Here is a 24,795-nt window from a genome sequence, read left to right as displayed (position 1 = left end):
TAGGGATTCTCGCAGTCCTGACGGGAAAAGGGTCCAGGTTCCGAGAGTTCGCAGTGTGCCGCCAGGCGGGAGCGCGCGGCGGCCGCCGGACGCCGTGGGCAGGGGTGCCGCCCTATGCTCGATCCGGTGACCAGGATCATCGCCGGATTCGCCGGCTCGCTCACCCTCCGGGTCCCGCGCGCGGGCACCCGCCCCACCAGCGACCGCGTGCGCGAGGCCGTCTTCTCGGCCCTCGAGGCCCGGGACGCCCTCGACGGCGCGACGGTGGTCGACCTCTACGCGGGCTCCGGCGCCCTCGGGCTCGAGTCGGCCAGCCGCGGAGCGAGCGCGGTCGTCCTGGTCGAGCGCGACCCGAAGGCCGCCCGGACCGCGGGCGAGAACGCACGGGCGATCGTGACCGCGGCTGCCAAGAACAAGCGGCCCGCCCCGCGGATCGAGGTGGTGACCGGCTCGGTCCGCTCCTTCCTCGACGGGTCCCCGGCCCTCAACACGGACACGGTGTTCCTCGACCCGCCCTACGACCTCGGCGAGGACGACCTCGCCGCCGATCTCGCCGGCGTGCTGCCGCTGCTGCGCGAGGACGCGGTGGTCGTCGTGGAGCGGAGCTCCCGCAGCCCGGAGCCGCGCTGGCCCGCGGGTCTGGAGCGGGAGCGGAGGAAGGACTACGGCGAGACCACGATCTGGTGGGCTTCACCGGCGTCGCCCGCGCCGGCAGCCTCACCCGCTTCCTCCGCGGCCGGCTGACCGGCCTCAGCCTGCCGCGCCGTCCCAGCCGAGGTACGGGTCCCAGCCCCCGCGCCCCTCGAGCGCGACCCCGCCCAGTCGCACCTCCGGGTCCCCCTCGCGGACGACCCCGAGCGGGACGAAGCCCTCCGGCAGCGCCGCGGCGGGCGGGAAGCACGCGAGCATCGCGTGGTCCTCGCCGCCTCCCAGCACCAACGCCCTCGCCAGGTCGAGGTCCACGCCCTCCACGCCCGTGAGCCCGCGCGCGTGCACGTCGACCGCCGCGGCATCGAGGTCGATCGCCACTCCGCTCGCACGCGCCATCCGACGGGCGTCGAGCACCACGCCGTCCGAGACGTCCATCATCGCGGTGGCGGTCCCGCCCGCGGCCTCGCCCGCGGAGATCGGCGCGGTCGGGCGCAGCTGCGCCTCGAGGAGGGACGGATGCCGCTCGCGGAGCCGGGCGGCGAGGTCGGCCGACGGCTCCCCGTCCCGCCGCGCCTGCTCGAACAGCAGGCGCAGCCCGAGCCCCGCTCGTCCCAGCGGACCGGCCACGGCGAGCACGTCCCCCGGCCTCGCACCGCTGCGGAGCACCGGCGGTCGTCCGTCGAGCGAGCCGAACGCCGTGATCGAGAGCGTCAGCGTCGCGGAGGCGGACAGGTCTCCCCCGACGACTCCGCATCCCGGCGCCATCGCGGCGCAGCCGGCGGCGAGGCCGCCCGCGATCCCCTCCAGCACGTCGACGCCCAGCGACTGGGGTGCCGCGAGCGCGACGACAAGCCCGGTGGGACGGGCCCCCATCGCCGCGACGTCGGCGAGGTTCGAGGCCGCCGCCTTCCAGCCCAGGTCCGCCGGGCGCGACCAGGCCAGCCGGAAGTCGGGGCCGTGCACCATCATGTCCGTGGTCACCACGAAGCGGCCGTCGGGAGCGCGCAGCACCGCGCAGTCGTCGCCGGGCCCGACCAGGGTCTCCGCGCCCGGGCCGCCGAGCCGGGCCAGCACCCTCGCGAGCACCTCGCCCTCGCTGAGCTCGGCCAGGGTGGGACTCCGATCCTCTGCCATGGTTCACACGCTAGCGTTGACGGCGATGTCCCCCCGCCGACTCCGCTCCCCCCTTCTCGCCGCCGCCGCCGTCCTGCTGCTCTCGGGCTGCTCGGCCAGCGTCGCCCTCGAGCCCGCCGCCGATGCGACGAGCACCGGCTGCGCGGAGGTCTCGGTGCGCCTGCCCGACGTGGTCGCGGAGCAGCCCGAGCGCGAGACGAACGCTCAGGGCACCGCCGCCTGGGGCACCCCGGCCGCCGTCATCCTCCACTGCGGAGTCGAGGTGCCCGGCCCAACGACGGACCTCTGCGTGAACGTCAGCGGAGTCGACTGGATCATCGACGAGACGCAGAAGGACGAGGACATCTACACGCTGACCACCTACGGTCGCGATCCCGCGGTGGAGATCACCGTCGACCAGAGCCGCGCGTCCGGATCCTCCGCCGCGCTCGACCTGGCGAACGCCGTCTCCTACGTCCCGCAGACGCGCGAGTGCACCGACGTCTCGGACGCCGACACCCTCGATCCGACGGACACGCCCACCGGCTGAGCTTCAGCGTCAGACGCCGAGGGCTCGACTCGCTGCGGTGAGCGCACCATCGGAGGTCGCCCCCAGCTCGCGCGCGCGGGACGCGAACACGGCGGCCGCGGCCTGCAGCTCGCGCTCCAGCGCGTCCACGCCTCCCGCGACGACCGTGCCCGCACGGCCGCGCGTCTCGACCAGGCCCGCCGACTCCAGCTCCCGGTAGGAGCGGGCGACCGTCCCCGCGGCGACGCCCAGCGTCTCGGCCAGCGCGCGCACCGGCGGCAGCCGCGTGCCGACCGGCAGCTCGCCCGCGGCGATCAGAGCGGTGATCTGCTCACGGATCTGCTCGAAGGGCGCCGCGGCCGCGCCCGCCTCGACGCGGAGCGCGAGCGCCGACGTCATCGGGCGGCGACCGGGACGCGGTCGAGCGCCGAGTCGAGCAGCTCGCTGATCAGGTCCGGGTAGTCCACGCCGCTCGCGCCCCACATGCGCGGGAACATCGAGACCGGCGTGAAGCCGGGCATGGTGTTGATCTCGTTGACGACGAAGCCGTCGGCGGTGAGGAAGAAGTCGACCCGGGCGAGGCCCTCGGCTCCGATCGCGTCGAAGGCGCGGATCGCGAGGGACCGCATCTCGGAGAGCTCGCCGTCGGTGAGATCGGCCGGGCAGACCAGCTCGATGCCGGACGCCCCGAGGTACTTCGCCTCGAAGTCGTAGAAGCCGCGGCCGGTGACGACCACCTCGCCGGCGACGGAGGCGCGGGCCGGAACACCGCGGCGGCCGCCGAGCACGCCGATCTCTACCTCGCGGCCGACGATGCCCGACTCGATCAGCACCCGCGAGTCGTGCGCGAACGCCTCCTCCAGCGCGGCCTCGAGCTGCTCGCGCTCGTCGATCCGGCTGACGCCCACGCTCGAGCCGGCCCGCGCCGGCTTCACGAACGCGGGCAGGCCCAGCTCGTCGAGGGCCGAGGAGGCGTCGCCCGGGTCGGCGCGCCACTCCGCCTCGGTCACGAGGTACCAGGGCGCCACCGCGAGGCCCGCGGCCCGCAGCACCGTCTTGGTGAAGTGCTTGTCCATGCCGAGCGCCGACGCGAGCACGCCCGAGCCGACGTAGGGCAGCCCGACGAGCTCGAGCATCCCCTGGACGGTGCCGTCCTCGCCCCACGGGCCGTGCAGGATCGGCAGCACCACGTCGACCTCGCCGAGCGAGCGCGTCGCGCCGTCCTCGGTCGTCACGGTGAGCTCACGCGAGAGGGCCGACTCCGGCCAGCGCACACGGGAGCCGTCGTCCTCGACGCGGGGCAGCGACGCGGCATCGAGAGCGAACTTCTCAGGACGGTCCTCCTCGAGCACGAAGGCGCCGTCGGAGGTGATCCCGACGGGGATCACCTCGAAGCGGTCACGGTCGATCGCCCGCAGCACCCCGGCCGCCGTTGCGCAGCTGATCGAGTGCTCGCTGGAGCGCCCCCCGAACAGAACGGCCACGCGGAGCTTGCTGGTCATCGAGGTTCCTCTCACCCTGTGGCTCGTCCGAATCCGTGGTCAGGTGCGGCGCGATGTCCTTCGGATCGAGCGTACCGGCGAGCACCTGCGACACCTGCTCGACGATGGGCATGTCGACTCCCCTGGCGCGCGCCAGCTCGAGGACCGGCGCGACGGAGGCGAGCCCCTCCGCCGTCTGCTGCATCGACTTCACCACGTCGGTGAAGCTGTAGCCCTGGCCGAGCAGGCGCCCGGCCGTGTTGTTGCGCGAGAGGGACGAGCTCGACGTCGCGATGAGGTCGCCGAGCCCAGCGAGTCCGGCCATCGTCTCGGCCCGTCCGCCGTACGCGACCGCGAAGTCGGTCATCTCGGCGAGACCGCGCGTGATGATCGATGCCTTCGTGTTCTCGCCGTAGCCGACGCCGTCGACGATGCCGATCGCCACGGCGATGAGGTTCTTCAGCACGCCGCCGAACTCGGTGCCGATCACGTCGGTGTTGACGTAGGAGCGGAAGTAGCGGTTGGTCGCCGCGAGAGCCACCTCCTGCGCGGTGACGAGGCTCTCGGAGGCGATGACCGCCGCGGTCGGCTGCTCCTTGGCGATCTCGAGGGCGAGGTTGGGCCCGGAGGCGACGGCGATCCGGTCGAGAGAGACCGGCAGCATCTGCGCGATCACCTCGCTCATCCGCTGGCCGGTGCCCTTCTCGACGCCCTTCATCAGGCTCACCAGCACCGTGCGCTCGGTGAGGAACGGCGTGATCGCCTCGAGGTTGCTCCGCAGCGACTGCGACGGGATGGAGAGGTAGACGTGGTCCGCGCCCTCCAGCGCCTCCTCGATGCGCGGCGTGGCCCGGATGTTGCGCGGGAGGTTGATGCCGGGGAGGTAGTCGCTGTTGCGCTTGGCCTCGGTGATCTCGCGGGCCAGCTCGGCGCGGCGCGCCCACATCACGACGTCGGAGCCGCCGTCGGCGAGGATCTTCGCGAACGTGGTGCCCCAGCTGCCGGCGCCGAGGACGGCGACGCGGCGGGGCACGGGGATGGGCGCCTTCCTACTTCTCGGACTCAAAGCGACCCGTGCCCTTCTGGTTGTGCTCGGAGGGGTTCCAGCGCTTCTCGGGCGCCGCCTCGCCGCGCAGCTCCTCGAGCAGGGCGGTGATCGCCGCCATCACGACCGCGGAGGCCTCGTTGAGGGTGGCGGAGTCGAGGCTGCGTCCGCGGAAGGCGGACAGGTCGACGGGGTCGCCGACGATCACGTCGACGCGCTTGCGGCGGAAGAGGGTGATCCGCTTGGAGTAGCGGCCCATCAGCTGCTGCGCGCCCCAGTGCGCGACCGGTACGACAGGCAGGCCGTACTGCAGCGCCATCCGCACCGCTCCCGTCTTGCCGCGCATCGGCCAGAGCTCGGGGTCGCGGGTGAGGGTGCCCTCGGGGTAGATGATGACCGAGCGGCCCTCGTCCACGAGAGCCTTGGCGGTCTTCAGCGGCTCGCTGCCGCGGACCGAGCCCGAGCGCTCGACGGGGATCTGCCCAGAGCCGCGCAGGATCGAGCCGAGCACGGGCACCGAGAACAGCGAGGCCTTGGCGAGGAAGCGCGGTGCGCGGCCGGCGCGCCACAGGGTCCAGCCCGTGATGATCGGGTCGATCTCGCTGTAGTGGTTCGGCGCGAACACGAAGGCTCCGGTGCTCGGGATCTTGTCGCCGTTCCGGATCCGCAGGTCGACCGAGGCGGTCATCACGGGGATCACCGCCGCCGCGAGGAACCAGAAGATGGACGGACGGCTTCGCTCAGACACCCGCCCATCCTCGCATCCCGCATCGGAGGGGCCGCGTCCCCACGCCCGGGAGCAGCGGGGCCCCGCGGTGGGAGGAGCGGCCCGGCCGCCGGGTACGGTACCGGCACGCCCCGTCCGCGTCGCCGCCCGTCGCCGTGGGACGCCGTCGGCCGAGCGCTCGGCCGACTCGCCGACTCGCCGATCGCGCTGTCCGGCCTGGTGCTCCTGATCGTGTGGGGAGTCGTGCTGCTCGCCACGCAGGCCGGACGCGACGCGGCTGCGCTCGGCGACGGCCTCCTGCTGACGCTCGCGGTCCTCGTCGGCGGCTCGGCGGCCGTCACCCTCGTGATCGGCGGGGTCGACGCCCTCTGGCGCGTGGCGGTGGCACCGCTCGCCCACGTCGAGGCGGAGGCGACCGGCGGCGTCGCGGTCCTCGGACGCGGCCGGCTCGGGGCGGGCCTCCGTCGTATCGAGCCGCGGTTCCCGCTGCCGACGCTGCGGCCCTACGCGGTGGTCGTGCCGCGCCGCCGGGGACTGACCGTCTCCTTCGGCGACTGGGGCGTCGTCGTGCCCTGGGCGCGGATCGCGCGGCTGGAGCGGCGGTGGGTGCTGGTGGGCCTGCGTCCGCGCGAGGCCCTCGAGGTCGTCCTGGCCGGCACGCGGCGCGGACGCCTGACGCTGGTCCTGGTCGAGTCGCCCGGACCGCTGGGCCTCCGGCCCGCGCCGGAGACGACGCTCGCGCTCCTCGAGAAGCGGATCCGGGGACGCCTGGAGGAGGACGCGGAACCGCCCGCGTGGGGCGCGCCCGGGCGCGACAGGACCCCGGGCCGCTGAGGACGGTCGTCCTCCGCGGCACCGAGGTCCCGGTGGGCGGCTACGCGTCGAGCGAGAAGTCGGCGCCCAGCAGCTCGAGCTTGGTGAGGAAGTTCTCGTAGCCGCGGCTGATGATGCCGACGTTCGAGACCGTCGAGGTGCCCTCGGCCGAGAGCGCCGCGATCAGGTGCGAGAAGCCGCCGCGCAGATCCGGCACGACGATGTCGGCGCCGTGCAGCTTCGAGGGTCCCGAGATCACGGCCGAGTGCATGAAGTTGCGCTGCCCGAAGCGGCAGGCCTGCCCGCCGAGGCACTCGCGGTGGATCTGGATGGTCGCGCCCATCTCGACGAGCGCGTCGACGAAGCCGAAGCGCTGCTCGTAGACGGTCTCGTGCACGATCGAGACGCCCTTGGCCTTCGTGAGCGCCACGACCAGCGGCTGCTGCCAGTCGGTCATGAAGCCGGGGTGCACGTCGGTCTCGATGATGACCGGCTTGAGCTCGCCGCCCGGGTGGTAGAAGCGGATGCCGTCCTCGGCGATCTCGAACGCGCCGCCGACCTTGCGGAAGACGTTGAGGAAGGTGGTCATCTCCTGCTGGCGGGCGCCGCCGACGAAGATGTCGCCGTCGGTCGCGAGGGCCGCGGCCGCCCAGGAGGCCGCCTCGTTGCGGTCGAAGAGCGCGCGGTGGGAGTAGCCGGTGAGCCGGTCCACGCCCTCGATGCGGATCACCCGGTCGGTGTCGACCGAGATGATGGCGCCCATCTTCTGCAGGATGTTGATCAGGTCCATGATCTCGGGCTCGATCGCCGCGCCCGAGAGCTCGGTGATGCCGGAGGCGCGCACCGCGGTCAGGAGGACCTGCTCGGTCGCTCCGACGCTCGGGTAGGGCAGCGACACCTTGGCGCCGTGCAGGCCCTCGGGGGCCGACATCCGGATGCCGGAGGGCAGCTTCTCGATCACCGCGCCGAAGTTGCGGAGGACCTCGAGGTGGTAGTCGATCGGGCGGTCGCCGATGCGGCAGCCGCCGAGGTCGGGGATGAACGCCTCGCCCAGGCGGTGCAGCAGCGGGCCGCAGAAGAGGATCGGGATGCGGCTGGAGCCGGCGTGCGCGTCGATGTCGGCGAAGTGCGCGGACTCGACGTTGGAGGGGTCGAGGATCAGCTCGCCGATCTCGGCGCCCTGCTTCACCTTGACGCCGTGGACTTCGAGCAGGCCCTTCACGACGCGGACGTCGCTGATGTCGGGCACGTCGCGGAGGGTGGAGGCGGTCTCGCCGAGCAGCGCCGCGACCATCGCCTTGGTGACGAGGTTCTTGGCCCCCTTGAGCTCGATCCGGCCCACCAGCGGTCGCCCGCCGTTGATGGTGATCCGCTCGGTCGTCATTCCCACCCGTGCTCCCGACGCCTTGGCGTCCTGCAGGGCCTTGGCGTCCTGAAGAAGTGTGTTCACGCTATTTCACCGGCAATGTCTTGGGCCGCCAGCTCTCGCGGCGGGTCTCGAATTCGGAAATGAGCGCTTCGTCGCGCAGGGTCAGGCCGATGTCGTCCAGGCCCTCGATCAGGCGCCATCGAGTGTAGTCGTCGATCTCGAAGTCGAAGGCCTCGCCACCGGCGGTGACCGTACGCGCAACCAGATCCACCGTCGGTTCTATTCCCGGGTTGCTCTCGATGATCTCCCACAGCCGCTCGACGTCGGGCTCCGAGACGACGGCCGCGAGCAGTCCCTGCTTGCCGGCGTTGCCCCGGAAGATGTCGCCGAAGCGGGGGGAGATGACGACCCGGAAGCCGAAGTCGCGCAGCGCCCAGACGGCGTGCTCGCGGCTGGAGCCGATGGCGAAGTCGGGGCCGGCGACGAGGATGCCGGCGCCGCGGTAGCGCTCCTGGTTGAGGACGAAGTCCGCGTCCTGCCGCCAGCCGTGGAAGAGCGCGTCCTCGAAGCCGGTCTTCGTGATGCGGCGGAGGTAGATGCCGGGGAGGATCTGGTCGGTGTCGACGTTGGCGCGCTTCAGGGGCGCGGCGATCGCGGTGACGGTCTCGAACTTCTGCACGGTCAGACTCCTGCTCTCTCGCGGACCGGCTCCAGATCGGAGGGACTGGAGAGGGTGCCGCGCACGGCCGTGGCCGCGGCGACGAGGGGCGAGACGAGGTGGGTCTTCGCCCCCTTGCCCTGACGACCCTCGAAGTTGCGGTTGGACGTGGAGGCCACGCGCTCCCCCAGGACGAGCTGGTCGGTGTTCATCCCGAGGCACATCGAGCAGCCGGCGAAGCGCCACTCCGCGCCGAACGCGGTGACGATCCGGTCGATCCCCTCGGCCTCGGCCTCGAGCCGCACCCGGGCGGAGCCGGGGACGACCATCACGCGGACGCCGGGGGCCTTGGTGCGCCCCTCGACGACGGCAGCGAAGGCCCGCAGGTCCTCGATCCGCGAGTTGGTGCAGGAGCCCATGAAGACCACGTCGACCGGGATCTCCTTCATCGGCGTGCCGGGCTCCAGCGCCATGTACTCCAGCGCTCGCAGAGCGCTGGCGCGCTCGTTCGGATCGTCGAGGACGTCAGGGTCCGGTACCGCCTGCGAGAGCGAGACGCCCTGGCCGGGGTTCGTGCCCCAGGTGACGAACGGCTCGAGCGCGTCGGCGTCGATCACGACCTCGGCGTCGAACACGGCGCCCTCGTCGCTCGGCAGCGTCCGCCAGTAGGCGACCGCGGCGTCCCAGTCCTCGCCCGCCGGAGCGTGCGGGCGGCCGTGCAGGTAGGCGAAGGTCGTCTCGTCCGGCGCGACCATGCCGGCCCGCGCACCCGCCTCGATCGACATGTTGCAGATCGTCATCCGGCCCTCCATCGAGAGCGCGCGGATCGCGGAGCCGCGGTACTCGAGGATGTAGCCCTGGCCGCCGCCGGTGCCGATGCGGGCGATGACCGCGAGGATGATGTCCTTGGCCGTCACCCCCTCCTTCAGCGTGCCCTCGACCGTGATCGCCATCGTCTTGAAGGGTTGCAGCGGCAGCGTCTGCGTCGCCATCACGTGCTCGACCTCGCTCGTGCCGATGCCGAAGGCGATCGCGCCGAACGCGCCGTGCGTGGAGGTGTGCGAGTCGCCGCAGACCACCGTGACGCCGGGCATCGTCAGGCCCAACTGGGGGCCGACGACATGCACGATGCCCTGCTCGACGTCGCCCAGGGAGTGCAGGCGGACGCCGAACTCGCCGGCGTTGCGGCGCAGCGCGTCGATCTGGGTGCGGCTGATCGGATCCTCGATGGGGCGTCCGATCTCGAGGGTCGGCGTGTTGTGGTCCTCGGTGGCGATGGTGAGGTCCGGCCGGCGCAGCGGGCGCCCCGCGGCACGCAGGCCGTCGAACGGCTGCGGGCTGGTCACCTCGTGCAGCAGGTGCAGGTCGATGTAGAGCAGGTCGGGAGCGCCGTTCTCGCCCGCGACGACGACGTGGTCGTCCCAGACCTTCTCGGCGAGGGTGCGCGGCTTCTCGGCTCTCCTGCCGGTCCCTGCTCCACTCGACGCGGGCGCGGCTGTGCCGGGTGTGGTCTCGATCATGACGGTTCCTTCTCCTCCTGGAGTCGCTGCTCGGCCGGGCGAGGCACCGCGACGAGGGAGGCCGTCAGTTCGAGGTCTCGTCGCGGCACGGAAGGAGGTGCGGGCCACTCAGCATGGACCGAGAATAGCACCGCGCTCCCCCGCCTCCCGGGCGGGCGCGGCACGGAGTCGCCCGGCTCAGGCGCGGGCGTCGAGCACGGCGTCGACGACGACGACGGTGACGTTGTCCCGTCCGCCGGCCTCGACCGCCGCACGCACGAGCGCCTGAGCGAGGTCGGCAGGGTCGCCGGAGTCGCGGCGGGCGAACAGGGCGGCGATCCGCTGGTCGGAGAGCTCCTTCGTCAGCCCGTCGGAGCAGAGCAGGTAGCTGGCGCGCGGCACGACGGGCAGCGTCCAGACGTCCGTCTCGACCTCCTCGTCGGCGCCGAGGGCGCGGGTGACGATGTTGCGGTCGGGATGCGACTCCGCCGACTCGGGGGTGAGCAGGCCGGCCGAGACGAGCTCCTGCACGGCGGAGTGGTCCACCGTCAGCTGCTGGAGTTCGGCACCGTCCCAGCGGTAGACGCGGGAGTCCCCGACGTTGAACAGCGCCCAGCGGGCCGGGCCCGCGGGCTCGGGGAGCACGAGCATCAGCCCGGTCAGCGTCGTGCCGCAGAGCGCACCGCCCACGTCGAGCGCGCGCACGGCCGTGTTGGCGCCCTCCACCAGGTCGAACACCGCGTCCACCGGACCCAGGCTCGTCGGCCGGTTCTCGCGCAGCGCCTCGACGGCGGCTGCGCTCGCGAGGTCCCCTCGTGCGTGCCCGCCCATCCCGTCCGCGACTGCCAGGAGCAGCTCGTCGGCGAGGAGGGCGTCCTCGTTGACACGGCGGACGGCGCCGACGTCGGTGCTGCTGCTGACGGCGAGCCGCAGCGCCCCCTGGGGCAGGTCGACCGTGGTCGTCGTCATCGCGGGATCACTTCTCCTCGGCGGAGGACCGGGCGTCGTCCGCGACGACCTCGGGGTGCCCGTCGTGCAGCTGGATGTGGCGGTGCTCGCGGCGCATCTTCGCCAGGCTCGCCAGCGTCGCCACGGTCATGCTCAGCACGATGACCACGAGCGAGGTGATCGTGTCGATGTCCCACACCGGCACCGGCTCGCCCCCGTTGAGGAAGGGCAGGTCGTTCTCGTGCAGGGCGTGCAGGACGAGCTTCACGCCGATGAAGGCGAGGATGAACGCGATCCCGTACTTGAGGTACTCGAGCTTGTCGATCAGCCCGCCGAGCAGGAAGTAGAGCTGGCGGAGCCCCATCAGCGCGAAGACGTTCGCGGTGAACACGATGAAGGGGCTCTCGGTGATGCCGAAGATCGCCGGGATCGAGTCGAGCGCGAAGAGCAGGTCGGTCGAGCCGATCGCGAGGAACACGATCAGCATCGGCGTGAAGTGGCGCGTGCCGTCGATCGTGGTGCGGATCCTGGAGCCGTCGAACGAGTCCGAGATCTTGACGCGGCGGCGCAGGAGCCGGATGAGCAGGTTGTCGGTGCCCTCGTCCTCGTCCTCCGCGCCGAACGCCTGGTTCCAGGCCGTGTAGACCAGGAACGCGCCGAAGAGGTAGAAGATCCAGCTGAAGCTCTCGATGAGCTGCGCGCCGAGCAGGATGAAGACGCCGCGGAAGACCAGCGCGATGATGATGCCCACCATCAGCACCTCCTGCTGGAGCTTCGCCGGCACCGCGAAGCGGCCCATGATGATGACGAAGACGAACAGGTTGTCGACCGAGAGGCTGTACTCGGTCAGCCAGCCTGCGACGAACTGGCCGGCCAGCTCGCCGCCGCCGAGGATCAGCATCAGCAGCGCGAACACGAGCGCCAGCGACACGTAGAAGCCGACCCACAGCCCCGACTCCTTCAGGCTCGGCACGTGCGGGCGCTTGTAGACCAGCAGCAGGTCGGCGGCGAGGATCAGGCTCAGGACGACGAACGAGCCGATCACGAACCAGACGGGCAGATCGAGCATGAGGGCCTTCCGAGTGGGTGGGGGCCGAAAGTCTCTCCCCGGGGAGCGGACGGCCGTGCCGGTCCGCGTCACCCGTCCCGCCCCCGGCGCCGCGCAGGGGCGGTGCGTACTGACGGGAGCGGAAAGGCGGGATACTCCCCTTCGCGGATGCGATCCTAGCGCCGATCCGGCGGGATGCGGCCCCGGGGAGGCGGAGCGGGAACGAGGCGATCGGCGCGATGCGTCGAGCGGGTGCCGCGTGGCGAGCACCCGGGTGTTAAACGAGAAGAACCCCCGGTCAGACCGGGGGTTCTTCTCGTGTTGCCGTGGTGACCCCAGCGGGATTTGAACCCGCGTTACCGCCGTGAGAGGGCGACGTCCTAGGCCGCTAAACGATGGGGCCGCGTTTTTGCAACTCGAAGAGTGTTGCACACGGATCCGCATCGACGCAAATCGAGCGCCCGGCCCATCCGGTCTCCGCTCGGCCCCGGCCTTGCCCGCCGCCCGCCGAGGCGGTTGGCTCGGGGCATGAGACTGACGAAACTCGAGCACGCCGCCGTCCTGATCGAGGAGGACGGCGCCCGGCTGGTGATCGATCCGGGGTCCTTCACCCGGCCCGTCGAGGGGACGACCGACACCGTCGCCGTGGTGCTCACCCACGAGCACGCCGACCACTGGACCCCGGAGCAGCTGCAGCGCCTGCGCGACGCGGCCCCGTCGCTGCGGATCCTCGGCCCGGCCGGGGTCGCCGCCGCCGCCGAGGGCTTCGACGTCGAGACGGTCGCCGACGGCGATGTCGTGACGGTGGGCCCGTTCGAGCTGCGCTTCTTCGGCTCCCGTCACGCGGTGATCCACCGCAGCATCCCCGTGATCGACAACGTGGGCGTCCTGGTGAACGGCCGGGTCTACTACGCCGGCGACTCGTTCACAGTGCCGGAGGGCGTCGATGTCGAGATCCTCGCTGCTCCCTCGGGAGCACCGTGGATGAAGATCGCCGAGGCGATGGACTACGTGCTCGAGCTCGCCCCGCGGCACGCCTTCGCGACCCACGAGCAGGTGCTCTCGGAGGCGGGGCGCTCGCTCGGCCACGACCGGCTCGGCTGGGCGGTGCGCGAGGGCGGCGGCGAGTACCACGCCCTCGAGCCGGGCGACGTGCTGGAGCTCTGACGGCGGGACTCGCCCGCGATCACTCGTACCATCCGGGCGCCCGCTCCTCGTGCCGTGGCTCACCGGACCGGCGGAGCCGCCGTCGCCCGAGCGCGAGAAGCAGCAGGGAGAGGCCCCGAGCGAGGATGCTCGGCGGGACGGCGACGAGGAGCGCCGGGCCCGGAGCGACCGCCTGCAGGACACTGCTCGCGCTCGGCTGCCCGTCGGCCACGCCGACCACGAGCGCTATCGACGGCGACACGACGATTAGGGCTGCCAGCCACGCTGGAACCAGGACGAGGGCCGGAGCGAGCGACGGTGTCGACGTCGATCGCCGAAGTGCCAGCGCCGCACACGGGAGGACGAAGACGAGCGCTCCAGGAAGGAGCCCGACCGCCGCGAGGAAGAGGAGGAGGGAGGCGAAGCCGGGTTCCACGAGCGCTCCGAGTCCCGCCAGCGCCGCCGTCACGCCGACCGGGAGGAGGGAGACGGCTGCGGCCCACCCGAGAACGCGCAGCGCGCGGGGCTCCGCGCCATCGGAGACGTCGATCACGAGGTCCTCGAGGGGGCCGGCGAGCGTCGGCCGCCGGTGAAGCGAGGGGTCGACGACCCCTCACGGCCTGCTGGAGTCCTGGCGGTGCAACGACGACGGCCGGGCCGGGGGCGCGCCCCGGCCCGGCCGTCGATCCGATCCCTCACCGGATCAGTAGTACTCGCCCTGGCGGTAGTCCCAGGAGTTGAACTGCTCGGCGAGGTTCAGCATGATGCGCTCGTAGTCGAGGCCGCGGCGGATCAGCACGGGGCCCGGGGTGATCGAGCGCTCGCCGCCCTGCACGGGGATGAGGGCGCCCGAGGCGTCCACCATCGAGACCATGACGCCCTGCTCGTGGCGGGAGTCCTCGTCCTTGTCCGGCTGGATCGAGGAGACGTAGGAGTCGGCCGAGACGATGACGTCGGCCTCGTTCTCGATCCGCTCGCCGATGTTCGCGACGCGGCCGCGGTTGCCCACGCCCGAGGGGTTGGCCGAGCTGGCGAAGGTGAGGGTGCGGTCGCGCTCCCACATGGTGGCGACCAGCTGCTCGGCCGGGCGGCCGAAGCGGATGACGAAGCAGCTGGTGCCCCGTCCGTCGCGGACCAGCTCGCGGGCGTCCTCGTCGATCAGGTCGACGGCCTCGGCCTTCCACGGGAGGATGCAGCCGAGCAGGACGTCCTGGTCCCAGTGCTTCTGGTAGAAGGCGAGGACCTCCTCGTTGAGCTCGGCGAGCTCGGTGAGCTGCTCGATGCTGGAGCAGAGCACGACGCCCGGCTTGTTGCGGTTGCGCTGCTTGGCCGAGAACTTGCGCTCGAGGCCCGCTCCGTCGGTCGTCATCAGGATGTAGCCGACCTTGGTCGCGCAGACGACCAGTCCACCGGGGGCGTAGAGCGCGTCCACCGCTTCCGCAGGAGCCTGCTCACGCCATTCGATCACCGTCGTGCTGGTCATTCTTTCCCTTTCGTGGTGTCCAGAGACGCCATGGGCGGGGCCCCGGCCGAGCGGAAGCCTAGCGGATCGCCTCCCGTCGTCCGCGGCGGTGATGCCGCGAACGGACGCGCACCGGGCTCCGGATCGACTCCGGTGCCCGGTGCGCGCCCGTCCGCGCCGCGCGCGCCGACGGGACGGCTCAGGCGAGGGCCGTGAGCGAGCCTCGCGCGAGCGTGTTGACGGTCAGATGGAAGCCGACCAGCGAGGCCGGAGTCGACTCGTCGACCGGCAGCGTCGGCACTCCGAGCGCGTGCACCGTGAAGAGGTAGCGGTGCGGGCGGTCACCGGGCGGCGGGGCCGCACCGGCGTAGGCGAGCGACCCGAGGTCGTTGAGCGCCGGGCGCCCCACTTCCGTCGAGCCGGCGGCCAGCTCGGTGACCTCCTTCGGGATGTCGACCAGGACCCAGTGGTGGATGCCGCCGAGGGTCGGCGCATCGGGGTCGAACACGGTCACGGCGTACGACTGCGTGCCCTCGGGGCCGGCGCTCCAGCGCAGGGACGGGCTGGTGTCGCCGCTCCCCTGGGCCTCGGCGAGCCGCTCGCCGTCGGTCACGTCGTCGCTGGACACCTCCAGGGGCGCCGTCGCGGGCAGGAAGTCGAGCGGGTGCGGGGGCGTGCTCCTGGTCAGATCGGTCATGTCGTTCTCCTTCTCTCTCAGTCGGTGACTCGGCCGCGGACGCCGTCGAGCCAGTAGTCGGAGTGGCGGTCCGCGGTCGCCGCGTCGCGGAACGAGTACGTCTTCAGCAGCCAGCGGAAGCGGGTCTTGTCGCGGTCCTGGACGTCGACGAGCTGACGGCTGTGCAAGCCGTCCTGGTTCGCGATGATCAGCAGGTCCGCGTCGCGGATCCGGTGGTACTGCTCGCTGACCTTCGAGAGCGCATCGCGGAACTGCCAGAGCGCCCACAGGTGCGGCAGGTCGTCCGGGTCGGCCGGCACCGTCCGGGTGTCGTAGTAGCGGAAGCTGTGCTCGTTCTCGAGCAGAGCGTGCTGGTCCGACACGATCTGGTTCTTGTTCTGGGCGCGCGAGAGCTCGTCGAACGGGGTGATGTAGACCGCCTCGCGCAGGAGCGCCTGGTTCTCGGGTGAGATGAAGCGCAGGATCTCGCGGCCGTCGACGTACTTCGTGTAGACGAGGTCGGTCTCGGGCGTGCGCAGTCCCAGGAGCGAGATGAAGTCGGCGCGCACCGGGTGCGCGGTCCGCTCGTTGTGCCAGTACAGCTCGCCGTCGGTCTTCTGCGTCTGGGTGTTCGAGAAGCGGTTGTCGGCGTAGACGTCCTGGAAGAAGTCGCCGTTGTTGCGGGTGGCGTACGCGAGCAGCGGCGAGCCGAGGTACTGCGACTGCAGCTCGAGCAGGCCCTCGCCGACGAACGTCAGCTTCTTGCGGTACTTGTCCTCGAGCGCGTCGTCCTGGTCGAGCCAGGGGATCTCGTCGTCGACCGGGTTGTTCGAGATCAGGTGCGCGTAGGTGATCTTCTCGTCGCGCTCGCGCCGGATGCGGGCGAGCGCGTCGACGAAGCCCTGCGGGACGTCGCCGCTGTCGATCAGCGCGGCGATCGCGTCGCGGAAGCGGTCGTAGTCCTTGTAGGGGTCGATGGCGACCGCCAGCAGCGACTGCTGGAGGGTCGATCTGTCGGAATCGGAGAACGTGTAGATGGGCTGCATTGCTTCACTCCTTGCACGTGGATGAGGGATGCCGCCGGCGGGCTCGTCCCGGACTTCCTCTGTCACTCCGCTTCCGCGGTGACGGCCCTCCTCTCCTGTCGTCGCATCGAGACGGCCCCGATCGTCTGCGCGAGGACCGCGAGGACGACGAGGACGATGAGGGTCGGCGCGGTCCCTCCCGTGAGGGGGACGAGTATCCCGGCGCCGACGAGCAGGACGGCCTGGAGGATCCCCTGGTTGCGCTCCAGTCCGCGCATCACCGCGACCCGGGCGCCGTCCTCGAGCCCGTTCATCGCCGGCGCCAGGGCGATCATCGTCGCGGGCCGCACGAAGCCGCCCGCGATCCCGAGCAGGGCCAGGCCGGCGATCGCGGCGCCGAGCACCCCGAGGGTGGTCAGGGCGAGGCCCAGCACCTGGGTGAGCGCCGTCAGCCGGAAGACCAGGGGCGTGCCGGCGATGAGCGGCGAGAGCCGGGCGGCGGCCAGGCCGGCGAGCGTGTAGAGGCCGAGCACCAGGCCGAACGCGGGCAGCGTCAGACGCAGCTCCTGGAACAGCAGCAGCGGGATCACGAAGGTGTAAGCGGCGAGCAGGACGGCGCGGTTCACGGAGTAGTAGAGGGACCAGAAGCGCACCGCGGCGGGCAGGACGGCCGGCCGCACGGCGCGCGCCGCCACTCCCGAGGCGGCGCTCGCGCCGAGCGGCAGGCGGGCAAGGAGCACCACGGCCAGCGCGGCGCACGACACGAGCGCGCTGAGGAGGAACGGCAGCCGGTCCCAGAGCGCGAGCGAGGCGGCCCCGAGCACTCCCGCGCCGAAGGAGGCGAGGAACATTCCGCTCTGCACCCGCGTCTCCTGGCGGCGAGCATCGGCTCCGGCGCGCAGCGAGGAGGCCAGCGCGGCGTCCCGCCCGGCCGTCAGCGAGAAGCCGCAGCCGGCGAGCAGCTGGCTGATCACGACGGCGACCGGATCCGCGTCCAGCACGATCACGACGAGGCCCAGTGCCTTCACGCCCTCGCCGACGACGAGCGCGCCCGCCGAGGACAGGCGGCGTGTGAGCGGCGAGAGCGGGCCGTCGGCGAGCGCCGCCACCACTCCGTAGAGCGCCAGCAGCAGCGCCACGGCCAGGATCGGGTAGCCCCGCGCCAGCAGGAACACCGCGACCACGGGCAGGTGGAAGTAGGCGCGCGAGACGATCCGGTAGACCGTGATCAGCCCGGCGGCGCTGCGGCCGCGCGGGGCGTCCCCGCGCCCGAGGTCAGACAAGGGAGGGCACGACGACGCGCAGTGCGTCGGCGCCCACGTCGCCCTGACGGACGATCGACGCGCCGCCCACGAGGGAGACGATCGTGCTGCTCATCGTGGAGTCGGGGGCGGTGGTGCTGCGGATCAGGTAGTCGCTGTCGCCGCCGAGGTGCTCCGCGGCGAGGTCGAAGTCGACGAGTCCGGTCGACACCGTGCCGCTGATGTTGGCGGAGGTGGCCGCGAGCGGCAGGCCCGCGAATATCGAGAGCAGGTTGATCGGGGCGCTGAGGTTGTGCACGACCGACACCGTGTCCTGGCCCGAGGTGACCCAATCCGGGACGACGGGCTTGCGGCGCAGGATGACGTTCAGCGGCCCCGGCCAGAACGCTGCGACGAGCGCGTCCATGTCGGCCGTCTCCGGGGCGAAGGCCCAGGTCGCCCAGTCGCGGGGCGCGGAGACGAAGAGGGTGAGCGGCTTCGCGCCGTCCCGCTTCTTCATGTCGTAGAGGCGGAAGCAGGCGCTGCGCGAGAAGGGGCTGGCGAACACGCCGTAGTTCGTGTCGGTCTGCGCGATGACGGTCGCGCCCTCGCGGAGCTCCTGCCCGACGCGCCGGAGCTCGTCGAGATCGGTCGCGTCGATGATCTGTGCCGTCATGGGTAGTGCTCCTGCTGCGCTCGGGCGCGTCCGGGCGGGGCCGGATCGCGTCGCTGTCGTGTGGCCCGCTGACGGCGGCGCCCCACGGAGGGCGCCTGGCGGGTCGGACGGCGGAGGCCGTCCGGATGCGGGTGACCACGGAGGAGAGATGCGGCTGCGTCCTCCCCCCGAGGACGTCTGCCCGGTGAAAGTAGCAGGGTGCGCATCCGGCCCGGGTGTTCGCGACGCTGCATGACGAAAGAAGTCGTCGACGTCGGGGAGCAGGGTCGGGGATCGGTATGTTCCGCTGACGCGCCGCATCTCCGCGGCGTTCTCCCGGCTCCGCGGATCCGCGCGATCGTCCGTCTGGCGGCGCACCACGGCCGGGGCTGGACGGCTCGCGGCGACCCGGTCTCCGGGCCCTCCCGCTCCTCGACAGAAGGACCGCCCATGACCGACTACTGGCCCGTGCTCCTCATCCTGCTCACGATCGTGGCCGTCGTGGTCCTGATCGTCGTGCTGAAGGTCGAGCCGGTGATCGCCCTCCTCGTCTCGGCCCTCGGGCTCGGCCTCGTCTCGGGGCAGGGCGGCGAGGGGACGGTGACCGCGATGACGTCCGGATTCGGCGCGGTCCTCGGCGACATCGGCCTGCTGATCGCGCTCGGCCTGCTGCTCGGATCGCTCCTGGAGGCGCTGGGCGTGGCCCCGCTGCTCGCCCGCTGGCTCGTGAAGCGCTTCGGTCGGCGCGCGCTCCCGGTCGCCTACGCGCTGACCCTGGGCGTCGCCTTCCCCTCGATCTACTCCGACGTGCTGGTCGTGATGAGCGCACCGCTGACTCGTCTGGCCTCGCGGGGGCTCGGTGCCGGTGGCTACGGGCTGCTGGCCGGCTCCTCCATCGTCGGGATGATCGTGGGCGTGGTCTTCGTCGTCCCCGGAGCCGCCGCGCTGGCCACGGCAGGCATCGCGGGCGCTCCCCTGCCGTCGATGGTCGCCATCGGCGCCCCGCTGGGCATCGTCACCATCGTGCTGACCGTGCTGGTGTACAGCGCCCTGGTGAAGCGCGGCGGCTGGCGGGACGAGCGCGACCTCGAGGGCGGGGCGGTCCCGGGGCCCGCTCTCGAGCCCGAGGCGGGCGCGGCCACGGGAGGCACGGCGCTCGCGACGCGGCGGGTGCCGCTCGCGCTGGCCGTCGCTCCGATCGCCCTCACCATCGTGCTGATCGCCGCGAACTCGCTCACCCAGCTGGCCGAGCTCGACGTCCCCCTCCTGCGGTTCCTCGGCGACGCGCACATCGCGCTGCTGGCCGGCTTGGTGCTGGCCTACGCGACGGCACTGCGGACGCTCCCGAAGGGCGCCGTGGCCACGGCACTGGGCGGAGCACTGACCCGCAGCGGCCCGATCGTCGTCCTGACCGGGGTCAGCGGCAGCCTCGCCGCCGTGGTCGGAGGAACCGGGGTCGGCGACGCGCTCGCCGGCGCCTTCGACGGGCGGGCCCTCTCGCCGATCCTGCTCACCTGGGTCGTCGCGGCCGTGCTGCACGCGGCGATCGGCTCGGTCTCGACGGCCGCGATCACCGCGGTCGGCATCGTCGCCCCGCTGATCCCCGTGCTCGACGTGAACCCGGCGCTGATCGCCCTGGCCGCCGGCTCCGGCGCGCTCTTCCTCGGGATGGTCAACGCCAACGCGTTCTGGCTCTTCAAGTCCGTGCTCGGCCTCACCGTGCGGGGCACGTTCACCGCCTACTCGCTGACGCTCTCGATCGCCTCGGTGATCTCGCTGCTGGCGCTGCTGGTGGCGGGAACGTTCGTCTGAGCGTCGGCCGGCCCCCACGAGGCCACGCTCGCGAGGTCGGCGCCGAACTCGACCCGGAGGCGCACGGGCGCGCCCCCGCGCAGCACGCCCGGCAGCCAGAGGCGGGCGTCATCCCACATCCGCTCGAACGGCACCTCCTCGACCGGGACGAAGGCGGCGGCGAGCTCGCTCGACTCGGTGACCTCGCCGGTGACGCGGCGGCAGAGGAAGACGTGCGAGCGCTGGCTCCAGGCCGGCCGGTGCGGGAAGGAGTAGTCGAGCACGCCGCGCGGCTCCAGATCGGCCGCTCGGGCGACGAGCCCGGCCTCCTCCTGCAGTTCGCGGACGGCGGCGGCGACGGGCGACTCGCCGGGCTCGAGCTTGCCGCCGGGAGCGACCACGCGCCCCTCGCCGAGGCCGCGGCGCTTCCGGCCGAGCAGCACCTCCGCGCCCCGCGGGCCCTCGCGGAGGACGTAGACGACGCACACCTCGGGCAGTCCCACCGCGCACCTCCGCTCGCCGGGGCCGGGAGCCCGGCACCGCCGTCGTAGGCTAGCCCGGTGACGACGACCGCGCTCGAGCGCTTCCAAGCCCTGCTGCGCGTCGAGACGGTGTCCCACTCGGACGAGACGGCCACCGATTGGAGCCGCTTCGAGGCGTTCCGCACGCTCGTCGCCGAGCTCTACCCGGCACTGCACGCGGCCCTGGACTTCGAGACAGTCGCCGGGCACTCGCTCCTCTGTCGCTGGCGCGGCGAGGAGCCGGGCGAGCCGGCCGTCCTGATGGCGCACTACGACGTGGTCAGTGTCACTGCCGCGGAGTGGTCGCACGCCCCCTTCGCGGCCGAGACGGTCGTCGGAGCCGACGGGCGCACCTCCGTGGTGGGCCGCGGCGCCCTCGACGACAAGGGCTCGCTCGTCGCCCTCCTCGAAGCGGTCGAGGCGGCCGTGCTGCGGGGCGAGCGGCCCCGCAACGACGTCTACCTGCTCTCCACCCACAACGAGGAGACGGCGGGCGACGGCGCCCCCTCGGTCGTCGCCCTGCTGGGCGCGCGCGGGGTGCGGCCCCGCCTGGTGCTCGACGAGGGCGGGAACGTGCGGCGCGGCATCCTGCCCGGAGTCACGACCCCCCTCGCCGTGATCGGGGTCACCGAGCGCGGGATCATGAACCTCGAGCTGACCTGCCGCGACGCCGGCGGCCACGCGTCCGCCCCGCCGCCCCCGCCCGGCCTGCTGGCGACCCAGCGGCTCGCCCGGGCGATCCACCGCCTCACCGAGAACCCGTTCCCCTCCACCCTCCCCGAGCCGATCGCCGAGCTGGTGCGCGCGGCCGCCGACCACGCGGACGCAGCCCACGCCGTCTGGTACAGCCGGCCCCACGAGCATCCGGACGCCGTCATCGGCGCGCTCGCCGCCCACTCCAACCGCTCGGCCGCGATGCTGCGGACGACCGTCGCGATCACCGAGCTGCGCGGCAGCACCGGCGCGAACGTCCTCGCCTCCAGCGCCAGCGCGACGGCGAACGTGCGGATCAACCCCGGAGGCACGGTGGCGGGCGTGGTCGAGCGCATCCGCGCCGTGATCGACGACCCCGAGGTCGAGGTCGAGGTGAAGGTCGCCCACGAGCCCTCCCCCGTCTCGCCCACCGGCGAGCGCGGCGACGGCGGACCCTACGACCTGCTCCGCGCGGTCGTGCAGGAGTCGTTCCCGGAGGCGGTCGTCGCTCCGTACGTGCAGACCGGCGGCAGCGACGCGCGGCACTTCCACGCGATCAGCGACCACGTCTACCGCTTCATCCCGTTCGAGATCAGCCCGCGGCAGCAGCTCGGGATCCACGGGGTCGACGAGTCGGTCGAGGCCGACCAGTTCGAGCGCGCCATCGAGTTCTACGCGCGGCTGCTCGCCCGGCTCTGATCGCGGCGGTCCTCCGGGGTCCGGGAGGACCGCGCAGCGACCGGCAACCTGGGAGAACCGTTCGATGACGCGCCGACCGGTGTTGGCCCGGAGTTCACCCCGCGATGATGGACTGATCGCAGCGGGGTCGCCTCCGCTGGAGCAGTGCGCAAGTGCCGACGCCGGGTCGCGTGATCCGGCTCCCGCCGATCGTGGAACCCGAGGATCATGTCCCTCCGCCAGGCCGAGTACCCCCGGCCCAACCACTTCATCCTTCACCTGAGCGACACCCACTTCATCGCCGGAGACGGCGGGCTGTACGGCTCCGACGTCGACAGCGAGGCCCAGCTGCGGCTCCTGTTCGACGAGCTGGAGGCGTCCGGCGGCCGGCCCGAGGCGATCGTCGTCACCGGCGACCTGGCCGACAAGGGCGAGCCGGAGGCGTACGCCAAGCTCCGCGCGGTCGTCGAGCCCGCGGCCGCCCGCCTCGGCGCCGAGGTGATCTGGGTGATGGGCAATCACGACGACCGTGCCGCGTTCCGCTCGGGCCTGCTCGACCAGCTCCCGACGACGCAGCCGATCGACCGGGTGCACGACGTGAACGGGCTGCGGATCATCGCGCTGGACTCGACCGTCCCGGGCGCCCACTACGGCGAGATCTCTGGTGCCCAGCTCGACTGGCTCGCGGAGGAGCTCTCCAGCCCCGCTCCGCACGGCACGATCCTGGCGCTGCACCACCCGCCGGTGCCGAGCGTGCTCGACCTCTCGGTGCTCGTGGAGCTGCGCGACCAGACCGCCCTCGCGGAGGTGCTCGAGGGCTCCGACGTCCGCAGCATCATCGCGGGCCACCTGCACTACTCGTCGACGGCGATGTTCGCCGGCATCCCGGTCTCGGTCGCGTCGGCCACCTGCTACACCCAGGACCTCAACGTGCCGATGGGCGCGACCCGCGCCCGCAACGGCGCCCAGGCGTTCAACCTGATCCACGTCTACGACGGCACGGTGCTGCACTCGGTGGTGCCGATCGGCGCCTCGACCGAGGTGTCCTACGTCTCGGCGAACGAGACGCAGCGGATCCTCGCGGACCACGGCGTCGAGATCGCCGCGGCGACGGCGGCCCCGGTCGCCCGGGACGAGGAGCTCTACCCGCCGCTCGTGGAGCGGGTGGGCGTCAGCGCGTAGCGACGCGACGGGGCGTCGGGGTCGCCCCGACGCCACCGGGCGCCGCGTCGACCGCGTCCTCGGACACGGCCGGCGGTGTCAGCGCCCGCCGGCGCGGTCCCGCGCGAACAGCCATCCGGCGAAAGCCAGCGCCGCGGCCAGCGCGACGCCCACGCCGACGCCCGCTCCCACTCCGATGCCCGGGAACACGAGCGAGCTCGCCAGGCCGAGCAGCAGCCCGGCCACCGCTCCCCCGACGGCCCAGCCCACGGTCAGTCCTCGCGCTCCCACGGAGCCGGGATCGGGTAGTACTCCTCGAGGAACCCGATGACGGCCTTGGTGCGCGCCTCCGCCGAGATCTCGGGGAAGCTGCCATCGTTGAGGCAGAAGAAGTCGACTCCGCGGTTCTTGAGGAGCTTGCGCATGTCTTTCAGCCCCTGGTGCATCGTCGTGTCGACGTACTTCACCGAGGCGTTCTCCTGCACGACCGCGCGGCCGGTCATCAGCGCGTAGTAGTGGTAGAGCGAGTTGGTGACGGAGACGTCGCTCGCGGAGCGGAAGCGGCTCGCGGCGGTCGCGGTGAACTCCGGCTCGAACTCGGCCTCGAGCTCGGCCATCACGGTCTTGCGGAGCGGCGTGGCGGCGTGCTCGAGGTGACGGGTCGTCATCGCGCCGAAGCGCTCGCGGAGCAGGCGCCGGTTGACGCGGGCCGCGTTCTCGAAGCCGCTGCGGGAGGCGTTGGAGTCGCCCATGCCGATGCGCGTCGTCGCCTCGATGAACTTCGTGATGCCCCCGGGCGAGAAGAAGATCGACGGGTCGACCGGGCGCCCGAAGAACATGTCGTCGTTGGAGTAGAGGAAGTGCTCCGCCAGCCCCGGGATGCGGTGCAGCTGGCTCTCGACCGCGTGGGAGTTGTGCGTCGGCAGCACCGAGAGGTCGCGGAAGTGGTCCTCGCTGCGCACGAGGGTGACGTCCGGGTGCTCGTCCAGCCAGCGCGGGCGAGGGGAGTCGGTGACGATGTAGATGTGCCGGATCCACGGCGCGTACATGTAGACGCTGCGCAGGGCGTACTTGAGCTCGTCGATCTGGCGGAAGCGCGCCGGAGCGTCGTCGCCCTCGCCCACCACGTAGCTCGCCATGCGGGCCGCACGGGCGCGCTGGAACTCCAGGTCGGTGCCGTCGACCCACGAGAAGACGATGTCCACCTCGAAGCGGATGTCGCTGACGAGCGGCTCGAACATGCCCTCGAACGTCGGCCAGGTGCGGCCGTACGCCTCGACGTGGGCGTCGATGGCTTCGGCGACGGGGAGGCTGTTGCGCATGAGCGCGTTCTCGGCGGGAGTGATGATCTCCTCCTCGCCCACCTTCCACAGCTCGAGGCGGACGCCGCTGCGGGCGCCGTAGCGCAGCGATCCCGTGGAGGAGACGCGCGGGCGGAAGAGCTTGAAGACGGAGGCGCGCGGATACGGCGCGAGCACGCCCTCGGCCAGGAGCTGCGGCGGGGTGCCCCGCTTGTCGACCGTCTTGGCGTAGAAGGGCTCGGTCGCGAAGGCGCGCGCCAGCAGCGTCGCCAGCTCGGCGCCGAGCACGCGGTCCACCGCGAGGAAGGGCGAGCCGTCGGTGCCGCGGATGAGGCGGTAGGGGAATTCGGCGGCGTCGAGGACCTCGCCGATGGCGATCAGATCCTCGGTCCAGGCCGCACGGGGCGTCGTACTCGAGTTCACCAGCGAGAACAGGCCGGCATGGACCACGACGTCGTCGCGGTCGAAGTGGCGCGGGCGCAGGAGCGGTGACGGAAGAGCACGGACGGAAGGCATGATTCACATTATCCGCCGTGGATTTCGTCCGTGTGACCGGGCCGTCGG

26 protein-coding genes and 1 tRNA gene are annotated in these 24,795 nt (G+C 72.2%); 7 read left to right on the top strand and 20 right to left on the bottom strand.

Translation table 11 applies throughout. The features are described 5' to 3' along the window. Nucleotides 1-126: 126 nt before the first annotated feature. The gene (locus tag C5B98_RS03250; RefSeq protein ID WP_104327317.1) at nucleotides 127-744 is read left to right on the top strand and encodes an RsmD family RNA methyltransferase; all 618 of its coding nucleotides are present in this window, start codon (nucleotides 127-129) and stop codon (nucleotides 742-744) included. Nucleotides 745-750: 6 nt separating this feature from the next. On the opposite strand, the gene thiL is transcribed toward C5B98_RS03250, so the two are convergent. Next, on the bottom strand, nucleotides 751-1,785 hold the full coding sequence (gene thiL, locus C5B98_RS03245) for a thiamine-phosphate kinase (protein ID WP_104225623.1): 1,035 nt from the start codon (nucleotides 1,783-1,785) through the stop codon (nucleotides 751-753). A 25-nt stretch (nucleotides 1,786-1,810) separates the two neighbouring features. Between thiL and C5B98_RS03240 the strand changes: the two genes are divergently transcribed. Then, nucleotides 1,811-2,314, top strand: coding sequence for a DUF3515 family protein (locus C5B98_RS03240; RefSeq protein ID WP_104223096.1), 504 nt, complete (start codon nucleotides 1,811-1,813; stop codon nucleotides 2,312-2,314). A gap of 9 nt (nucleotides 2,315-2,323) precedes the next feature. On the opposite strand, the gene C5B98_RS03235 is transcribed toward C5B98_RS03240, so the two are convergent. The 4 genes from C5B98_RS03235 to C5B98_RS03220 are packed head-to-tail and all read right to left on the bottom strand — an operon-like array spanning nucleotide 2,324 to nucleotide 5,567. After that, nucleotides 2,324-2,692, bottom strand: a complete 369-nt coding sequence (locus C5B98_RS03235) for a GntR family transcriptional regulator (protein ID WP_104223095.1) — start codon at nucleotides 2,690-2,692, stop codon at nucleotides 2,324-2,326. Next, nucleotides 2,689-3,795, bottom strand: coding sequence for a D-alanine--D-alanine ligase family protein (locus C5B98_RS03230; protein WP_104327303.1), 1,107 nt, complete (start codon nucleotides 3,793-3,795; stop codon nucleotides 2,689-2,691). Before C5B98_RS03230 ends, C5B98_RS03235 begins: the two co-directional genes overlap by 4 nt. After that, complete coding sequence (locus tag C5B98_RS03225; protein ID WP_181027083.1) at nucleotides 3,692-4,807, bottom strand: NAD(P)H-dependent glycerol-3-phosphate dehydrogenase; 1,116 nt, start codon at nucleotides 4,805-4,807, stop codon at nucleotides 3,692-3,694. Before C5B98_RS03225 ends, C5B98_RS03230 begins: the two co-directional genes overlap by 104 nt. Before the next feature lie 16 nt (nucleotides 4,808-4,823). Further along, nucleotides 4,824-5,567, bottom strand: coding sequence for a 1-acyl-sn-glycerol-3-phosphate acyltransferase (locus C5B98_RS03220; protein WP_258059294.1), 744 nt, complete (start codon nucleotides 5,565-5,567; stop codon nucleotides 4,824-4,826). Nucleotides 5,568-5,765: 198 nt separating this feature from the next. Between C5B98_RS03220 and C5B98_RS03215 the strand changes: the two genes are divergently transcribed. Further along, nucleotides 5,766-6,380, top strand: coding sequence for a hypothetical protein (locus tag C5B98_RS03215; RefSeq protein ID WP_104327302.1), 615 nt, complete (start codon nucleotides 5,766-5,768; stop codon nucleotides 6,378-6,380). A gap of 40 nt (nucleotides 6,381-6,420) precedes the next feature. On the opposite strand, the gene murA is transcribed toward C5B98_RS03215, so the two are convergent. From murA to C5B98_RS03185, 6 genes are all read right to left on the bottom strand, one after another. Further along, nucleotides 6,421-7,743: a UDP-N-acetylglucosamine 1-carboxyvinyltransferase gene (murA, locus tag C5B98_RS03210; protein WP_181065448.1), complete on the bottom strand. Its 1,323-nt coding sequence runs from the start codon at nucleotides 7,741-7,743 to the stop codon at nucleotides 6,421-6,423. Nucleotides 7,744-7,810: 67 nt separating this feature from the next. Continuing rightward, on the bottom strand, nucleotides 7,811-8,407 hold the full coding sequence (leuD, locus tag C5B98_RS03205; RefSeq protein ID WP_104327300.1) for a 3-isopropylmalate dehydratase small subunit: 597 nt from the start codon (nucleotides 8,405-8,407) through the stop codon (nucleotides 7,811-7,813). A 2-nt stretch (nucleotides 8,408-8,409) separates the two neighbouring features. Next, nucleotides 8,410-9,906, bottom strand: coding sequence for a 3-isopropylmalate dehydratase large subunit (gene leuC, locus C5B98_RS03200; protein ID WP_104223088.1), 1,497 nt, complete (start codon nucleotides 9,904-9,906; stop codon nucleotides 8,410-8,412). Nucleotides 9,907-10,083: 177 nt separating this feature from the next. Next, a complete protein-coding gene (locus tag C5B98_RS03195; RefSeq protein ID WP_104223087.1) occupies nucleotides 10,084-10,854 on the bottom strand; it encodes a PP2C family serine/threonine-protein phosphatase in 771 nt (256 codons plus the stop codon). A gap of 7 nt (nucleotides 10,855-10,861) precedes the next feature. Beyond that, a complete protein-coding gene (locus C5B98_RS03190; RefSeq protein ID WP_104223086.1) occupies nucleotides 10,862-11,902 on the bottom strand; it encodes a TerC family protein in 1,041 nt (346 codons plus the stop codon). Nucleotides 11,903-12,208: 306 nt separating this feature from the next. Next, a tRNA-Glu gene (locus C5B98_RS03185) sits at nucleotides 12,209-12,284 on the bottom strand. A 125-nt stretch (nucleotides 12,285-12,409) separates the two neighbouring features. Here C5B98_RS03185 and C5B98_RS03180 point away from each other — a divergent pair. Then, entirely contained in the window at nucleotides 12,410-13,048 is a 639-nt protein-coding gene (locus C5B98_RS03180; RefSeq protein ID WP_104225619.1) for an MBL fold metallo-hydrolase, read from the top strand. Between the two features lie 19 nt (nucleotides 13,049-13,067). Here the strand turns inward: C5B98_RS03180 and C5B98_RS03175 are convergent, their stop codons facing one another. The 6 genes from C5B98_RS03175 to C5B98_RS03150 form a co-directional block, all read right to left on the bottom strand. After that, entirely contained in the window at nucleotides 13,068-13,580 is a 513-nt protein-coding gene (locus tag C5B98_RS03175; protein WP_104327299.1) for a hypothetical protein, read from the bottom strand. A gap of 150 nt (nucleotides 13,581-13,730) precedes the next feature. Next, complete coding sequence (locus C5B98_RS03170; RefSeq protein ID WP_104223084.1) at nucleotides 13,731-14,510, bottom strand: L-threonylcarbamoyladenylate synthase; 780 nt, start codon at nucleotides 14,508-14,510, stop codon at nucleotides 13,731-13,733. A 178-nt stretch (nucleotides 14,511-14,688) separates the two neighbouring features. Continuing rightward, nucleotides 14,689-15,186, bottom strand: coding sequence for a YbhB/YbcL family Raf kinase inhibitor-like protein (locus C5B98_RS03165; RefSeq protein WP_104223083.1), 498 nt, complete (start codon nucleotides 15,184-15,186; stop codon nucleotides 14,689-14,691). 17 nt (nucleotides 15,187-15,203) lie between these two features. Then, nucleotides 15,204-16,211, bottom strand: coding sequence for a TauD/TfdA family dioxygenase (locus tag C5B98_RS03160; protein ID WP_104223082.1), 1,008 nt, complete (start codon nucleotides 16,209-16,211; stop codon nucleotides 15,204-15,206). A 62-nt stretch (nucleotides 16,212-16,273) separates the two neighbouring features. After that, complete coding sequence (locus C5B98_RS03155; RefSeq protein WP_104225617.1) at nucleotides 16,274-17,473, bottom strand: hypothetical protein; 1,200 nt, start codon at nucleotides 17,471-17,473, stop codon at nucleotides 16,274-16,276. After that, nucleotides 17,466-18,107, bottom strand: a complete 642-nt coding sequence (locus tag C5B98_RS03150) for an L-threonylcarbamoyladenylate synthase (RefSeq protein ID WP_104225616.1) — start codon at nucleotides 18,105-18,107, stop codon at nucleotides 17,466-17,468. The genes C5B98_RS03155 and C5B98_RS03150 overlap by 8 nt, the downstream gene beginning before the upstream one ends. 429 nt (nucleotides 18,108-18,536) lie before the next feature. On the opposite strand from C5B98_RS03150, the gene C5B98_RS03145 reads away from it, so the two are divergent. Continuing rightward, nucleotides 18,537-19,898 (top strand): GntP family permease, encoded by a 1,362-nt coding sequence (locus tag C5B98_RS03145; RefSeq protein WP_181028702.1) that lies wholly within the window; start codon nucleotides 18,537-18,539, stop codon nucleotides 19,896-19,898. Here C5B98_RS03145 and C5B98_RS16810 read toward each other — a convergent pair. Then, a complete protein-coding gene (locus C5B98_RS16810; protein ID WP_181065444.1) occupies nucleotides 19,826-20,380 on the bottom strand; it encodes an 8-oxo-dGTP diphosphatase in 555 nt (184 codons plus the stop codon). The two genes, C5B98_RS03145 and C5B98_RS16810, sit on opposite strands and share 73 nt — an antisense overlap. A gap of 57 nt (nucleotides 20,381-20,437) precedes the next feature. Between C5B98_RS16810 and C5B98_RS03135 the strand changes: the two genes are divergently transcribed. Beyond that, nucleotides 20,438-21,790, top strand: a complete 1,353-nt coding sequence (locus C5B98_RS03135) for a M20/M25/M40 family metallo-hydrolase (RefSeq protein WP_104327297.1) — start codon at nucleotides 20,438-20,440, stop codon at nucleotides 21,788-21,790. Nucleotides 21,791-21,997: 207 nt separating this feature from the next. Beyond that, the gene (locus tag C5B98_RS03130) at nucleotides 21,998-22,951 is read left to right on the top strand and encodes a phosphodiesterase (RefSeq protein WP_104327296.1); all 954 of its coding nucleotides are present in this window, start codon (nucleotides 21,998-22,000) and stop codon (nucleotides 22,949-22,951) included. Nucleotides 22,952-23,029: 78 nt separating this feature from the next. Here the strand turns inward: C5B98_RS03130 and C5B98_RS16805 are convergent, their stop codons facing one another. Next, the gene (locus C5B98_RS16805) at nucleotides 23,030-23,200 is read right to left on the bottom strand and encodes a hypothetical protein (RefSeq protein WP_159939285.1); all 171 of its coding nucleotides are present in this window, start codon (nucleotides 23,198-23,200) and stop codon (nucleotides 23,030-23,032) included. A gap of 2 nt (nucleotides 23,201-23,202) precedes the next feature. After that, nucleotides 23,203-24,747 (bottom strand): stealth family protein, encoded by a 1,545-nt coding sequence (locus C5B98_RS03125; RefSeq protein ID WP_104233778.1) that lies wholly within the window; start codon nucleotides 24,745-24,747, stop codon nucleotides 23,203-23,205. Nucleotides 24,748-24,795: the final 48 nt, after the last annotated feature.

Origin of the sequence: Rathayibacter sp. AY1A5 (genome assembly GCF_002930875.1) — a bacterium.
Taxonomy (GTDB): domain Bacteria; phylum Actinomycetota; class Actinomycetes; order Actinomycetales; family Microbacteriaceae; genus Rathayibacter.
Note: the sequence above shows the minus strand (reverse complement) of the source record. Positions and strands in the feature narration are given on the sequence as shown.